General features: G+C 55.1%; 11 protein-coding genes. 10 read left to right on the forward strand and 1 reads right to left on the reverse strand.

What is annotated here, in order from left to right:
• On the forward strand, window positions 1–1590 hold the full coding sequence (locus BUC32_RS02615) for a thiamine pyrophosphate-binding protein (RefSeq protein WP_073249091.1): 1590 nt from the start codon (window positions 1–3) through the stop codon (window positions 1588–1590).
• 95 nt (window positions 1591–1685) lie between these two features.
• On the opposite strand, the gene BUC32_RS02620 is transcribed toward BUC32_RS02615, so the two are convergent.
• Window positions 1686–3434 carry a serine protease gene (locus BUC32_RS02620; RefSeq protein ID WP_073249093.1) on the reverse strand — a complete coding sequence of 583 codons (1749 nt, stop codon included), beginning with the start codon at window positions 3432–3434 and terminating at the stop codon, window positions 1686–1688.
• Between the two features lie 153 nt (window positions 3435–3587).
• Between BUC32_RS02620 and BUC32_RS02625 the strand changes: the two genes are divergently transcribed.
• The 9 genes from BUC32_RS02625 to glmM all read left to right on the forward strand — a co-directional run bounded on the left by BUC32_RS02625 (window position 3588) and on the right by glmM (window position 15391).
• Window positions 3588–4517, forward strand: coding sequence for a glycine--tRNA ligase subunit alpha (locus BUC32_RS02625; RefSeq protein WP_073249095.1), 930 nt, complete (start codon window positions 3588–3590; stop codon window positions 4515–4517).
• A 17-nt stretch (window positions 4518–4534) separates the two neighbouring features.
• The gene (locus tag BUC32_RS02630) at window positions 4535–5038 is read left to right on the forward strand and encodes a DUF6446 family protein (RefSeq protein WP_175556886.1); all 504 of its coding nucleotides are present in this window, start codon (window positions 4535–4537) and stop codon (window positions 5036–5038) included.
• Between the two features lie 4 nt (window positions 5039–5042).
• Window positions 5043–6254 (forward strand): sodium/glutamate symporter, encoded by a 1212-nt coding sequence (gene gltS, locus BUC32_RS02635; protein WP_073249099.1) that lies wholly within the window; start codon window positions 5043–5045, stop codon window positions 6252–6254.
• A gap of 9 nt (window positions 6255–6263) precedes the next feature.
• Window positions 6264–8483, forward strand: a complete 2220-nt coding sequence (gene glyS, locus BUC32_RS02640; protein WP_073249101.1) for a glycine--tRNA ligase subunit beta — start codon at window positions 6264–6266, stop codon at window positions 8481–8483.
• Window positions 8484–8553: 70 nt separating this feature from the next.
• A complete protein-coding gene (ppdK, locus tag BUC32_RS02645) occupies window positions 8554–11109 on the forward strand; it encodes a pyruvate, phosphate dikinase (RefSeq protein ID WP_073249103.1) in 2556 nt (851 codons plus the stop codon).
• Between the two features lie 150 nt (window positions 11110–11259).
• Window positions 11260–11904 carry a cell wall hydrolase gene (locus tag BUC32_RS02650; protein WP_083599230.1) on the forward strand — a complete coding sequence of 215 codons (645 nt, stop codon included), beginning with the start codon at window positions 11260–11262 and terminating at the stop codon, window positions 11902–11904.
• A 171-nt stretch (window positions 11905–12075) separates the two neighbouring features.
• A complete protein-coding gene (locus BUC32_RS02655) occupies window positions 12076–12999 on the forward strand; it encodes a dihydroneopterin aldolase (RefSeq protein ID WP_073249107.1) in 924 nt (307 codons plus the stop codon).
• A gap of 39 nt (window positions 13000–13038) precedes the next feature.
• Window positions 13039–14058 carry a dihydropteroate synthase gene (gene folP, locus BUC32_RS02660; RefSeq protein ID WP_073249109.1) on the forward strand — a complete coding sequence of 340 codons (1020 nt, stop codon included), beginning with the start codon at window positions 13039–13041 and terminating at the stop codon, window positions 14056–14058.
• Window positions 14048–15391, forward strand: a complete 1344-nt coding sequence (gene glmM, locus BUC32_RS02665) for a phosphoglucosamine mutase (protein WP_073249111.1) — start codon at window positions 14048–14050, stop codon at window positions 15389–15391. The genes folP and glmM overlap by 11 nt, the downstream gene beginning before the upstream one ends.
• The last annotated feature ends 37 nt before the right edge of the window (window positions 15392–15428 follow it).

The raw sequence follows: 15428 nt of genomic DNA on the forward strand, positions 1-15428 counted from the left end.
ATGACCAGCCGCCCCCTTGGCGCACAGATTTCACATATGTTGAAGTCACGTGGAGTAGATACGATTTTTGGCATTCCTGGTGTGCATAACGTTGAGATGTATCGCGGTATCGAAGAGGCGGGCATCACCCATGTGTTGGCGCGTCACGAACAGGGCGCCGGTTTTATGGCGGATGGATATGCGCGTGCGTCCGGCAAGCCCGGTGTGGCCTATGTCATCACCGGTCCCGGCCTGTGCAATATCATGACACCAATGGGGCAGGCCTATAGCGACAGCGTGTCAGTGCTGGTGTTGTCGTCCTGCCTTGATGAAACGTCTGCCCGACGTGGCCAGTTGCACCAGATGCTGGATCAGGAGGCGGCCGCTGCCACTGTTTGTGAGTGGAGCGAAGAGGCGAGAACCGCTGAGGCGGCCTATACTCTGGTGGATCGCGCACTGAGCGAGTTTAAAACCAAACGGGCGCGCACCAAGCATATTCAAGTCCCGATCGCCCTATTGGGACGCAATGCTGAGGCCGCACCGGACTTGAGTCCCGGCGAGCACGCGATGAGCGCCGGTGCGTTGGCGCCCGGTGGTTTGGAGTGTTTCGCAAAAACTTTGAATGCGGCCAGAAAACCGTTGTTCATCTTTGGCGGAGGTGTGCGTTGTGATGCTATTGCTCGGGATGTCATGCGCCGCAGCGGAGCTGCTGGATTCACCACTTATGCAGGATGCGGCGTGCTCGCCCCGGATGATCAAATGAGCTATGGCAGCTATCTGGGTCGCCCCGAAAGTGTGCGCGTCATTGAGGACGCAGACCTTGTGATCGTGATTGGCAGCGAACTGTCCGAATGTGATCTTTGGCGTACCGAGTTGGGACATACGAGCACATTGGTGCGTGTCGATATCGATCCCGAAGTTTTGGTGGATGAGCATCGCGCGGATATTAAGTTCCACGCAGACTCAGAACTGTTTTTGACAGAGCTTCTGGAGCACCTGCCACAAGATACCAGCCCCAAGTGGTCGGCTGGGGATATTGCAGCGACCAAGGCACGGTTCCGCGCAGAGACCGATTCCGACAGACCAGGAATCGTGGCCTTGTGTGACGCTCTGGCCAAGGTGATGCCCGACGACACAATGGTGTTTTCGGATATGACCCAGTTTGCTTATGTCGCCAAAGAGGTTTGGGACATGCCGAGTTCGGGTCTTTGGCACCATCCGAACGGCTTTGGTACTTTGGGATATGCGCTCCCGGCGGCGATTGGCGGGGCGGTTGCCCGGCCTGGAAAACCAACGGTCTGTATCGCGGGTGACTACGGATTTCAGTACACGATCCAGGACTTTGGCACGGCGGTGGAACTGGGCCTGCCAATGCCGATCCTGCTTTGGGACAATGGCAAATTGAAGGAAATTGAAGAAAACATGATCGCCTCGCAGATTGCACCAAACGCGGTCGTGGCGATGAACCCGGATTTCTGCAAATTAGCCGAAGCTTATGGAGCGTTGGCAATTGAGCCTTCATCTCTGGAAGAATTGCAAGCGGCCGTTCAGGATGCCTTCAAAGCTGATCGACCAACGCTGATCCGGATGACACCTGCATTGACAGCCTAAGCCGGGCCTACATCCCGGAAAGATCGAAAAACGCCGCCGGACTAGGGTTTAGTCCGGCGGCGTAGGTTTTTGGGTTTCCGAGTTCGTTGTGCTGCTTAGTTCCAGCAGCTCACAAGAACAGTCATGTCGCTGCCAAGACGGCTGATGTCTTCGGGGGCTTGTGTGCCCTCGCCAAGTGCCACTTGCGCGACCAGACCGTTTTCGCTCAGAAGCGATGCAATCGCATCCGAACCAAGAGCAAAGCTGACATCATTGGGCAGGTTTTGACCGTTCTGATTGGCTTTGGGCAAAAGCATACCCATCACTGTGCCTTCGCTATCCAGAACCGGACCACCTGTGTCACCGGGCAAGGCATTCATCGCAAGACGCTTCAGCTCGGGTTCTCCGCGCAAACCCTTGATGTCGGAAAGGACGCCAAACGTCATGGTTGGTGCGCCAAGAACGCCTTCGTAGGAATAACCAGACACAGCTACATCTGACTGCAGACGGGCGTCACCGCTTCGAAGGCTGGCCACGCGCATTGGTGACAGTTTGGTCGTTGGCCGCAAAATCGCAATGCCGCTGGCGTCATCTATCACCAGAATTTCAGCCTGATAGTCGTTTTCCAAGGTCACACGAGTGCAGGATTGAACTGCTTCCACAGTGGTGATGACAGTGCCGTTGTTATCCACAAAAAAGCCCGAGCGTGACATTTTAGGTTTGCGAATCTCCAACCCCGACAACAGGTCGATGCTTTGTGTCGAGTTGCTGCCTGCAGCTGGGTCAAGAACGCCCTCGGTGCGAGTGAAGGACGCCTGCATTTCACCCAAAATTCGGCTGCGGCGTTCTTCGTCACCAATGGGCCAAACCAACGTGAACCCTTTGATGTGACCGTCTTTCAGGCTGACTTCGGTGTGCGACACGATTGTGAGGTTTTGACCAGTCAGGACAAAGCTTTTGTCTTTGCGCGACCGTTCACCTTCTAGTGGTACAATCTCAAGCGTTTGCATGATGTCGTAAAGCCCAAACAACGTGTTCTGATCGCCGGCTTGGCTGATCAGTAAAACCTTGGCTGGCACATCACCTGAGGCATCGAATTGCACAAACGGAAACTCGGTTACTGGTTGGCTCAAAATACCCATAGGTAGTTGCATGTCGATCCCGGCTTCCGGGTCGGAGACCAGTCGCAAATCCATGCCTTCAAGCACTGCGAAATACTGGGCGCGCAGTTTTGCTCGCTGCATTGTGGTCAGAACACCTGTGGCTTCATAGCCGTTGTCCGCCTGCCAGGCGCCCATGGACCCACGTGTGCCACGCCCAAAAGCACCATCTATCGCCGAGTTATAATACCCTGCCCATTTCAACCAGGATTGCAGGTCTTTGCGTTCATCTTTGGTGAGTTCTGCTTCGCTGGCGCGGGCCTCGCGTGGGGTCTCATCAATGGGCTCCGGTTCAGGTTCTGGTGTGGTGCTGGCCGTCGTTTCACCTGTGCCAAGCTGCGGCTGAACCTGAGCAGGGAGATTCAAAAGATTTGCACCAACAGGCCAGAATTGTTTTTGGAACACGGATGATTCGGCCACAAAACTGTCGACCGGGATCAACCCTTCGTTACGATAAACATTCAAAACCGTTTCGGCATCGGCAAGGGTGTAGGGGCCAAGCGCGACCGCATACCACCCGCCCCCTAAAGAGAACCCATTCACGTCCTGAAGATCGCGGCTATAAACTTGGGCACGTTGTTGCGTCACTGTCAGGCTTGGCTGAGCCTCAACCTGAACCCATGCAATGTCCTGATCGGACTGTGCTAATGCGGATTGTGTGGAAATGAGAATGGTGAAACAAAGCGACAGTAATACACGGATCATTTGGCTGAAGGCCCCTGCAGAAGAAAAAAATGTTAATTAGCGGCCATCTTTACCAAATCCCACGCCACTTGCACTCATAATTTGCGGTTTGACGAGATTGACCCCGTGCCTGTGGCATCATAGGTAAAACGCGCAATTCCAGAAGGGGTCGTCATGGCACAATACGACAGCAAACCACGCAGCTTCCAAGAGATCATCTTGCGGCTCCAGACTTACTGGGCCGAAAAAGGCTGCGCGATGATGCAGCCCTATGACATGGAAGTGGGTGCGGGCACCTTCCATCCGGCCACCACGTTGCGGTCTCTGGGGTCTAAGCCCTGGGCAGCAGCTTATGTCCAGCCGTCGCGTCGCCCCACGGACGGACGCTACGGGGAAAACCCGAACCGTTTGCAGCATTACTACCAGTATCAAGTGCTGATCAAACCCAGCCCCCCCCATTTGCAGGAACTATATCTGGGGTCTTTGGCTGCCATCGGCATCGACATGGATCTGCACGACATCCGTTTCGTGGAAGATGACTGGGAATCGCCAACGCTTGGTGCTTGGGGTCTTGGCTGGGAAGTCTGGTGTGACGGCATGGAAGTTAGCCAGTTTACCTATTTTCAGCAGGTTGGGGGTCATGACTGTCATCCAGTATCCGGTGAATTGACCTATGGTCTGGAGCGTCTGGCGATGTATGTTCTGGGTGTCGATCACGTAATGGACATGCCCTTTAACGACCCTCAATCCCCAACCGCGCTGAGTTACGGAGATGTGTTCAAACAGACCGAGCAAGAGTATTCGCGGTGGAATTTTGACGTGGCCAACACCGACGTTCTATTAAAGCACTTTGAAGAGGCGGAAGCCGAGTGTGAAACGATCCTTGCTCAAGAACATGTTGACCCCAAAACCGGCAAGCGGATCATTATGGCGCATCCCGCCTATGACCAATGCATCAAAGCCAGCCATGTATTTAACTTGTTGGATGCGCGCGGTGTGATCTCCGTCACAGAACGACAAGCCTATATCGGGCGCGTGCGCGCCTTGGCCAAACAATGTGCGGATGCCTTTGTTTTGACCGAAGCCGGAGGATACGCGGCGTGAATGGAAAGTTTCTCGCTATGTTGATTGTTGTGACGGCTCTCGTTGGCGGCATCGCTATGTATTACCAACAGGTCTATGCCTATTACGAGACTGTTCAGGCCAACGGGTCTGACGATGTTCAGATGACGCTTATGGTCACCGGTGAGCCCGAGGCGATTCTCTATGATAATTTTGAGGCGATTGACGGTACGTCCTCGCCTATTCGCTATCGGGCCTGTTTTTCAACGTCGATGTCGCATCCCATGCTAACCGAAACCTATGTTCCATATGAAGGCGCCGTGCCTTTGGTGGCACCAAAATGGTTTGGTTGCTTTGATGCTAAAGAAGTGGGTTCCGCGATTGAGCAAGGCAAAGCGTTGGCCTTTATGGGAACCGAAAACGTGGTGTATGGTATCGACAGGGTGGTCGCCGTGATGGAAGACGGGCGTGGCTTTGTCTGGCACCAGATCAACCACTGTGGTGAAAAAGTTTTTGACGGCTTGCCCGCACCGGAGGGCTGTCCGCCAGAACCAAGAGGGTAGAGCCTTGGGCACGGAAATTGTCATACCTGAATTTATTACCGCAACGCTTGGTTTTGCGGTTTTCCTCGTGGGGGCTCGCCTGACAGCCAAACTGGCGTTTTTGCGCAACTTCAATATTCCCGAACCGGTAACTGGCGGCTTACTGGCCGCATTTCTATTCGGGCTGTTTCAAGCTCTAAGCGGTTTTGATTTGGTGTTTTCGACCACAAGCCGGGACATGTTTCTTGTGCTGTTTTTTGCCTCGATAGGATTGAACGCACGGATATCAGACCTGAAAGCCGGAGGCTGGCTATTGGTGCTGCTTTTGATGCTGACAGTCATCATGATTGTTGGGCAAAACGCGATTGGCGTTGTCGGAGCCACGCTTTTTGGTTTTCCAAGCCAGTCGGGTGTGCTGTTCGGGTCAGCCTCTTTGATTGGGGGGCATGGCACATCGATTGCATGGGCGCCGCAAGTCGCCCAGACCACTGGGTTGATCGCTGCGCCTGAGATTGGTGTTGCGGTAGCCACTATAGGGCTGGTTCTGGCCGCTTTGGTTGGCGGCCCTATCGCCAAATTTCTGGTCGAGCGAAACAGCCTTACACCCAGCCGCCCGGACGAAGAGCACACCGTGGGTCGAAGTCACGATGACAAGGAGGGTGACAACCCTATCACTCATGTCAATCTGATGCGGGTCTTTCTGGCGCTGAATTCGGCAGTGGTGTTGGGCTACCTTTTGGACGAAGCCATCGAAGAGATTGGGGTCAACCTTCCGCTGTTCGTGTCCTGCATGGTCATGGGGATTATTATCGGTAATGTCGCCCCGTACTTCTTGCCGAAAGATGCGCCTGTGTCGCGCACCCCAAGCCTTGCTGTGATTTCGGAATTTACCCTTGGCGCGTTTTTGGCAATCTCCCTTATGGCGCTGGATATCGCGTCTTTGAAAGGGCTTGGTGGGCCAATCATTCTGATTCTTGGGTTGCAAATGCTCTTTGCAGTTTTGTTCGTCATCTATGTGTTGTTTCCTGTTCTGGGGCGCAATTACCGTGCCGCGGTGCTGGCTGCTGGCTTTGGAGGCTTTTCCCTTGGGGCGACACCCACAGCCATTGCCAATATGACAGCAGTGACCAAACGCTATGGGCCATCTCCGATCTCTTTTGTCGTTTTGCCCTTGGTTTCGGCCTTTTTTGTCGATATCGCCAACGCGATTGTTATCCAGATGATCGTGAACTTCTAAGGACCTCTTATGCCTGACCTGCTGATCGAACTGTTTTCCGAGGAAATCCCGGCCCGTATGCAAACGCGTGCTGCTGATGACCTGAAAAAACGTGTGACCGATGGCCTGGTCGAGGCAGGTCTGACTTATGCAGCCGCCCAAGGATTTTCGACGCCACGCCGCCTGACTTTGGCGCTGGATGGCCTGCTGGCCGAAAGCCCGACAGTGCGCGAAGAACGCAAAGGTCCCAAAGTGGGCGCGCCGGACAAAGCCATCGAAGGATTTCTGCGTGGTGCAGGCCTAACACGTGATGCCTTGGAAGAACGCGAAACCCCCAAAGGCAACGTCTATTTTGCTTTGATTGAAAAACCGGGGCGTCCGGCGGCGGAACTCATCGCCGAAGTCTTGGAAAATACCATCCGTAACTTTCCCTGGCAAAAATCAATGCGTTGGGGTGCTGGATCTTTGCGTTGGGTGCGCCCGCTACATTCGATCTTGTGCATCCTGTCGGATGAATCCGGCCACGAAGTTGTGCCGATGGATGTCGACGGTATCCAAGCCAGCGACACCACCGAAGGTCATCGGTTCATGGGTTCGGGGCGTTTTGCCGTTACCGGATTTGAAGACTATGAAGCCAAGCTGAAACGCGACCACGTGATCTTGAACGCAACCGAGCGCGCCGAACATATCTGGCACGACGCAACGAATATGGCGTTTGCCCTAGGGCTTGAGGTGGTTGAGGACAAGGGTCTTTTAGCCGAAGTCTCCGGTCTTGTGGAATGGCCCGTTGTCCTGATGGGCGACATTGCCGAAGACTTCCTTGGCCTGCCGCCAGAGGTGTTGCAAACCTCGATGAAAGAACACCAAAAGTTTTTTTCCGTGCGCAATCCGAAGACAAACCGGATTGAGAAATTTGTCACCGTGGCCAATCGCGAAACCAGTGACAACGGCGCGACCATTCTGGCGGGAAATCAGAAGGTTCTGTTCGCGCGCCTGTCAGACGCCAAGTTCTTCTGGGAAAACGACATTCGTGTGGCCGAGGCCGGTGCAGAAGCATGGCTTGAGAGTCTCAACAACGTGACCTTCCACAACAAGCTGGGCACCCAGGGTGACCGGATTGCACGTTTCACTGCATTGGCACGTGAACTTGCACCTGTGGTCGGGGCGGATGCTGATGTCATTGGGCAGGCGGCACGGTTTGCCAAGGCCGATCTCAGTTCGGAAATGGTTTATGAATTCCCTGAACTGCAGGGGTTGATGGGCCGTTACTACGCGACGACCGCCAGCCTTAGCGATAAGGTTGCGGCCGCGGCCGAAGAGCATTACTCGCCGCTCGGACCTTCAGATGATGTGCCATCGGCACCGGTTTCCGTGGCAGTCGCTTTGGCCGACAAACTGGACACGCTGACGGGATTCTGGGCAATTGATGAGAAACCCACCGGATCAAAAGACCCGTTCGCATTACGCCGCGCCGCGTTGGGCGTGATCCGGCTGGTGCAAGAGAATGATCTGCGCCTGCCGTTGGATCGCTACTTTGATATGCAATTGTTGCGACATGAAGCGCACCAAGGTGAAGCCGTGCGGGAAAATGAGTTGAACAGTCTTCTGGAAGAGATTGCTGAACACGGCGTATTTGGTGCGGCGTTCAAAACGGTTCAGGAGAAAATCGAAGATATGCCATCGTCGTGGCTATTCGGGTTGGAAGACAAGGTGCCGGACACTTCGCGTGACCTCCTCTCTTTCTTCCATGACCGTCTGAAAGTGTACCTGCGTGACGAAGGTGTACGTCATGACGTAATTGATGCTTGTATCGCGATGCCAGGCAACGATGATCTGAACCTGTTGGTAAAACGTGCACGCGCGCTTGAGACATTTCTGCGCACCGAAGACGGCGAAAACCTGTTGCAAGGGTTCAAGCGCGCCAACAACATCGTTTCTCAGGCCGAAGAAAAAGACGGGGTCGAGTATAGTTTTGGCGCAGATGTAAAACACGCCGAAGACCACACTGAAAAGGCGCTGTTTGCGGTTCTGGACGAGCAGGAAAATGCAATCTCATCGGCCATCGAGGCCGAAGACTTTGCGGCCGCCATGGGCGGCATGGCAGCTCTGCGCGCCCCGATTGATGCCTTCTTTGAGGCTGTCCAGGTTAATGCCGACAATGACATCACCCGCCGGAACCGGCTCAACCTGTTGTCACGTATCCGCAAGATTTGTCTTGGAGTGGCTGATCTGGCTCGCGTCGAAGGGTGATTCCTGCGCTGTGACTAATTCACAAGGTTTTCCTTGAACCGGCGCGGCTTAACCTTATGCTGCGGGGGCAATGAGAGGTGCCGCAGTGCAGCAAGAACATCCGGATATCACGTTTATCACTGACACTGCGCCAGTGGCGACAGCCACTCATGGCGGGCGGGCCAAGTGTCTGCAGCGCCTGGTTCGCCTGGATTTGCCAGTACCACGCACGGTTGCCTTGTCGTTTGATGAAGTTCACAGGATCGCTGCTGGCGAGATGCCGGATATGGACGCCTTGCTGGCCTTGCTGGCCTCTGAGAGTCTGATCTGTGTGCGTCCGTCATCCGAGGACCCTGACTGGGGTGGGCCCGGAGCAATTCTGAATATCGGCATGAATGATGCGCGTCATGCCCAGTTGAGCCTAGAAATGGGTGCGCAGGCTGCCAATGCGCTCTATGCGCGGTTCATTCAATCCTATTCGGTGCACGTTGCCCGGCTGGACCCGGACATGTTCGACGATATGGACATGGAAAGCGATACGGTGTGTCAGCAGGCACTTGATGCGTATGAAGACGAGGCGGAAGAGCCATTTCCACAACAACCAGCCGACCAGTTGGCAGGCGTATTGCGCTCAATGGCGCGCGCATGGGAAGGCACGTCTGCCCGCCTGTTGCGGCAGGCCAAAGGGGCGCCGGCGGATGCCGGGCTGGGCCTTGTTGTGCAAGAGATGGTGTTGGGCCTTGGTCATGGAGAATGTGGGTCAGGTGTATTGCAACTGGTCAATGTCACAACCGGTCTGCCGCAGATTACCGGCCGGTATCTAAGTCAGTCACAAGGACGTGATGCGCTGCTGACTGGGGCGGCATCTTTGTTTCTTGAGCGCGACACCCGGGGCCCTTCTTTGGAAGAGAAAGCTCCGGCGGCGTTTGAAGCGCTCAAGGCACATGCCGCATTGATGCGTGAGAAACTGCGCGAAGAAATGCAGATCGAGTTCACCATAGACAACGGCGAAGTGCATATTCTGGATGGTGTTCGGGTACAGCGTTCGGCGCGGGCTGCGGTGCGGATCGCTGTTCGGTTGGCCAAAGATGGCATTATTCCCAGACAAGAGGCCCTGCTGAGGATCGAGCCCAGAGCACTGAACGAATTGCTCCACAGGCAAGTTGACCCCGAAGCACCGCGCGATGTGATTGGGACAGGAATTGCCGCAAGCCCGGGTGCTGCGACGGGAAAGATTGTGTTCTCGGCTGCAGAAGCGCAGGCCAGTGCCGCGCGCGGCGAGGCTTGCGTCTTGGTGCGCCGGGAAACCAACCCGGAAGATATTCGGGGTATGCATGCAGCCAGTGCCGTGTTGACGGAACGCGGTGGGATTACCAGCCATGCGGCTGTGATCGCGCGCGGTCTGGGTTTGCCATGCGTGGTCGGTGCGTCATCCTTGCGGTTCCAGATGCGTAAACACGCACTGACATGTCCTGACGGGCGGGTGTTTCGCGAAGGTGACATGATCACGGTGGATGGCTCGGACGGACAAATTCTGGCGGGTGAGCCGGCCATGCTAGAAGCCGCCTTGGATGACGCATTTCAGTCCCTGATGAACTGGGCGGACAAAGAGCGTGACATTGATGTGCGCGCCAACGCCGATACGCCAGCGGACGCGAAAACCGCGCGCAATTTTAAGGCCAACGGCATTGGGTTGTGTCGAACTGAACATATGTTCTTTGACGCAGACCGACTGACGGTGATGCGTGAGATGATTTTTGCGGATGCCTCGGAAGACCGTCGTTCTGCGTTGGAGCAACTATTGCCCATGCAGCGCGACGACTTTACCGAGTTGTTCCGCATTATGGAGGGGCAGCCTGTCTGTATCCGCCTGTTTGACCCACCCTTACATGAATTTCTGCCAACAGACCGGGCTGGCCTGCGCGATTTGGCGGAAGCACTGAGCCTTCCTTTGTCGGATGTGACCCGCAGGGTCGATGCATTGGGTGAATACAACCCGATGTTGGGCATGCGTGGCGTTCGGCTTGGAATAACGGTGCCGGAAATCTACGACATGCAGGCCAGAGCGATCTTTGAGGCGACCATCGCGGCCAGCCACGAAGGCGATCCGGTGGTGCCTGAGATCATGATACCTTTGGTTAGTGCTAATCGCGAAGTCGAATTGGTCAAAACTCGGGTTGATGCCGTGGCTGCAGCCGTGCGCACCGAGACGGGGGTTGATTTTGATTATCGTTTGGGCGTGATGGTTGAAACGCCTCGCGCGGCACTGCGCGCCGAAGAGATTGCGCCGCACTGCCATTTCTTCAGCTTTGGAACAAACGACCTTACACAGATGACATATGGTCTATCGCGCGATGATGCCGGGCGCTTTATGTCGGCCTATGTTCAGCAGGGCGTTTATCCGGAAGACCCGTTCCATACCTTGGACGTTGAAGGAGTGGGGGAACTGTTGAAATTGGGTGCTGAACGGGGACGCAATTCGCAGCCAAATTTGACGCTGTCGGTATGCGGCGAACACGGTGGCAGCCCCGAATCAATCGATTTCTGTCGAAAAATCGGAATAAACTACGTTTCCTGCTCGCCTTTTCGGGTTCCGGTGGCCAGACTCGCTGCCGCCCAACTGGCGATTCGAGACAAGATTGAGTGATGAAATTCATGGCTTCCGCTAAATCTGGGCATATTTAAGGCAGAAATCCCGCAAATTGGGCGAAATCTGGACGTTTTTGCGTTCTTGCTGTATGAACCCCGAAGTTCGGACTTGGGGGGGTCTGGAAGACCTGTGTTTGCGAGAACGATGATGACCAGATTTGTAACTGCTATTGTAGCCATGATTTTGATTGGTGGTGCGGCCCTTGCTGAGGCGCCAACCGGCCAACATACATCACCGACTCAAAAGGCGCGTTTCGGACAAACCCTGTTTTCCGGCACAAAGCTAAAGTTCCTTTTGGGCGCTGAACGGCAGAAAAAGCCGACAGAAGTTCAATACTCGCGCGCCTGGATTGATAAGCAACCCGCTGTCAAAAAAGGAGATGCCGAATGGCAGTGTCTGGCCGAAGCTCTTTACTTTGAAGCACGTGGTGAAAGCACCAAAGGCCAGTTTGCGGTCGCTGAGGTGATTATGAATCGGGCGGACCACGACTATTATCCGTCCACTGTTTGCGGCGTGATCAACCAAGGTACCGGGCGCAAATACCAGTGCCAGTTCACCTATAATTGCGACGGCGTGGCCAACAAAATTTACGAACGTGACGCCTATGCGCGCGTTGGCAAAGTGGCGCAGTTTATGATTGAGGGTGCGTCGCGTGAACTGACGGCAGGTGCCACCCATTATCACACCAAGGCCGTTTCCCCGAGTTGGTCGCGTAAGTTCAAGCGCACGGCAACAATTGGCGTTCACCATTTTTATCGCCAACCGACTCGAATTTCCAAAAAACAACCCTGATCGACATCGGCGTTTGGTGGCAAAGACGACGCCTACCCCAAGACATTTCGATCCATTTGCAAATACGGATTGCGTAAGGTGTTTCTGTGCTGGTTTGCCGGCTTTTTCGCTGATATTGGCGATTTGGCAGGGGTATCCTGCGTCGACTGGCCCTAAGTGGAGCATCCGCAAATGAGTGACGAAACCCGATTGGCGTTTGCCCATCCTGAAGAGCGATCCATGGCAATGGCATCGAACGAAGGCTTGGACAGAATCTCGGTGCGTGACCACATCGAAGACGTCGAAATTGGCGCCTTTCAGGCCGAGCGGGGCGTGACACAAAGACTTCGATTCAACGTTGTGGTTGAGGTCCGGTCCACGATGGGAAATGTCGGGGATGATGTGGATCTGATCCTGTCTTACGACAAAGTGACCGAGGCCATTACTGGAGAGTTGGCGGAGGAGAGATTTAATCTTCTTGAAACTCTGGCCGAGCGGGTTGCCGAGCGCATTCTTCTTGAACCACCAGCTATGCGGGTGTTCGTGCGGATAGAGAAACTGGACCGGGGGACAAGCGATCTGGGTGTCGAGATTGTTCGTACACGCGCCGCAAAGCAGCCGGTTGGAAAGTCGGAGCAGGGCCATCCACACCCTTGCGTTGTTTTCCTGTCCAATGAGGCCCTGAAATCCAGCCATTTGACCGGATGGATCGATCAGTTGGCTGCGGCAGGAGAGCCATTGTTGATTTGTGTGGGAATGCATGAAATCGCGGGTCCGGAAATCGATGATACGCAGGCACAGCTTCGAATTGATTTGTTGTCAATTGAACAAAATGCTTGGAGTCTTGCGGCACGCGATCCCCGGTGTGTGGTTGTTGAAACCAGAACCGAGCTGGACTGGGCAATGAAAAATGACCAGATCAGCGTCTGGGCCCCTTCCAAAATTGTGCTGGATGCTGTTGGTGCGCCGGCGGGAAATCCGAGGAAGGCGGCTGAGTTGGCACGATGGTTTGCAACTGAAATGGAAGCGTTCCGGTTTGTATCGATCGGCGACTCTCTGCCAGAATGCCCGGGTCTGACGACACAAAATGTGTCAATTGAAACAGTCATCCTCTAGCGGCTTGCCAAGTGGCGGGTAAAAGCCCATGCAAGTTGCATGAAGACCTATTACCGTGCCATTGCCCAGACCGATGTAGCCAGGCCAGAAGCGGCCTTGTCCTTGGCTGGCGGTTGGACGTGGTTCAGCCATGTCGAAATGCTGACCCGAGATGCCGCTCCCAAAGTCATAGAGATTGCAGAGGTGCCCAAGACGGTGCTGGATGCGATTACCGCGCCACGCCCGGACTTCGGAGCGTTGTCGATGCGCATCCCGCAGATCATGGGCATTTTGAACGTGACGCCGGATAGCTTTTCCGATGGCGGCCAGCATGACAATCCTGAGCAAGCGGTGGACCGGGCTCGGCATATGGTTCAACAGGGGGCAACGCTGATCGATATTGGTGGTGAATCGACGCGGCCCGGAGCAGTGAAAGTGCCGACCGAAGAGGAAATACGGCGTACCGCGCCAGTGATTGCAGCGCTATCTGCGAGCCTTGGGGTGCCAGTCAGTATAGACACCCGCAAAGCGCCGGTTGCCAAAGCCGCCATTGAGGCTGGAGCATTTCTTGTGAATGATGTGGCTGGCTTTACGTTTGATCCAGACCTTGCGCCACTGTGCGCAACCAAGTCCGTGCCCGTCTGTGTGATGCATGCACAAGGCGATCCTGCGACCATGCAGGACGATCCGCATTATGACGATGTGCTACTGGATGTGTATGATTTCCTTGAGCGGCAGATCGCATTGCTTACAAAACTCGGGATTCCGCAGGATCAAATAGTGGTGGATCCTGGTATCGGGTTTGGCAAGACGATTGCCCATAATCTGGCGCTTTTGGCGCGGATCAGCCTGTTTCATTCATTGGGATGCCCCGTGCTTTTGGGGGCGTCGCGCAAGGGGTTTATTCGCCATATCGGTCATGCACCCGATCCTAACCGTCGGATTGGTGGTTCAGTGGCTATCGCGCTGGAGGGGCTTGCTCAGGGTGTTCAAATCGTGCGTGTCCACGACGTAGAAGATACAAGACAGGCGCTGCAACTGTGGCAGGCTGCGACAACAGGAGACTATTTTGGGGCGTAAATATTTTGGAACAGACGGTGTGCGAGGCACCGCCAACAAACACCCGATGACAGCAGAAATGGCATTGCGTATTGGTGCCGCCGTAGGGCGGTATTTCAGGAACGATGGCCTCAACAACCACCGAGTTGTGATTGGCAAAGACACGCGCCGCTCTGGTTACATGTTTGAAAACGCGCTGACCGCGGGGCTGACGTCGACCGGAATGAATGTTTTTTTGCTTGGCCCTGTGCCCACGCCGGCAGTTGGTTTATTGACAAGCTCGATGCGTGCCGATCTGGGCGTGATGATCTCGGCCAGCCACAACCCGGCCGAAGACAACGGCATCAAATTCTTTGGTCCGGATGGATTCAAACTGTCGGATGACGTCGAACAAGAGATTGAGGCGCTGATCCAAAGTGGGGTAGAGCCGGTGCAGGCGGTGAATATCGGGTCTGCGACGCGTATTGATGATGGCCGTTTTCGCTATATTGAACGGGTTAAATCTTCGCTGCCATCTGCGGTGCCTCTGCGGGGCATAAAAGTGGTGATCGATTGCGCAAATGGTGCAGCGTATCGCGCCGCCCCCGAAGCCCTATGGGAGTTGGGCGCTGAAGTCATCCCTGTGGGCACATCACCAAATGGTGTGAATATTAACCAGGGATGTGGATCGACCCATCCTGCCACTGCGGCCGAGGCGGTTGTGGCACATGGGGCCGATGTGGGGATATCGCTCGACGGAGATGCGGATCGGGTGATGATCATTGATGAAAATGGTCAGGTTGCTGATGGTGATCAGCTGATGGCGCTATTGGCAAGCCACTGGGCCGAGCAGGGGCGCTTAAAGGGCGGCGCCTTGGTGGCGACGGTGATGTCCAATCTAGGGCTCGAGCGATTTCTGCAGGGCAAAGGGTTGCGTCTTGAGCGCACTGCTGTTGGCGATCGTTATGTGGTCGAGGCCATGCGCAAGGGCGGCTACAACCTTGGCGGCGAGCAGTCCGGACATATCGTCATGACAGATTATGCCACGACCGGGGATGGTCTGATGGCGGGGCTTCAATTTCTGGCAGCCATGGCAGAAACGGGTAAGCCAGCGTCCGAATTGACCCGCAGTTTCGAAACCGTGCCACAGTTGTTGAAAAATGTCCGCTATGAGGCCGGGCAGGCACCTCTGGAGGACGCCAGCGTTAAAGCCGTCATTGCGGCAGCGGAACAGGAGTTGGCTGGCAAAGGAAGGCTATTGATCCGTAAATCCGGAACGGAGCCACTGGTGCGTGTGATGGCCGAGTGCGAGGATGCAGACCTGTTGGAAACAACAGTGGACTCCATTGTCGAGGCTGTTCAGCAAGCGCTTTAATCAAAAACTTGCTCTGTCGCTCGGGAAACCGCATGCT

It is taken from the genome of Shimia gijangensis (assembly GCF_900142085.1).
GTDB lineage: Bacteria > Pseudomonadota > Alphaproteobacteria > Rhodobacterales > Rhodobacteraceae > Shimia > Shimia gijangensis.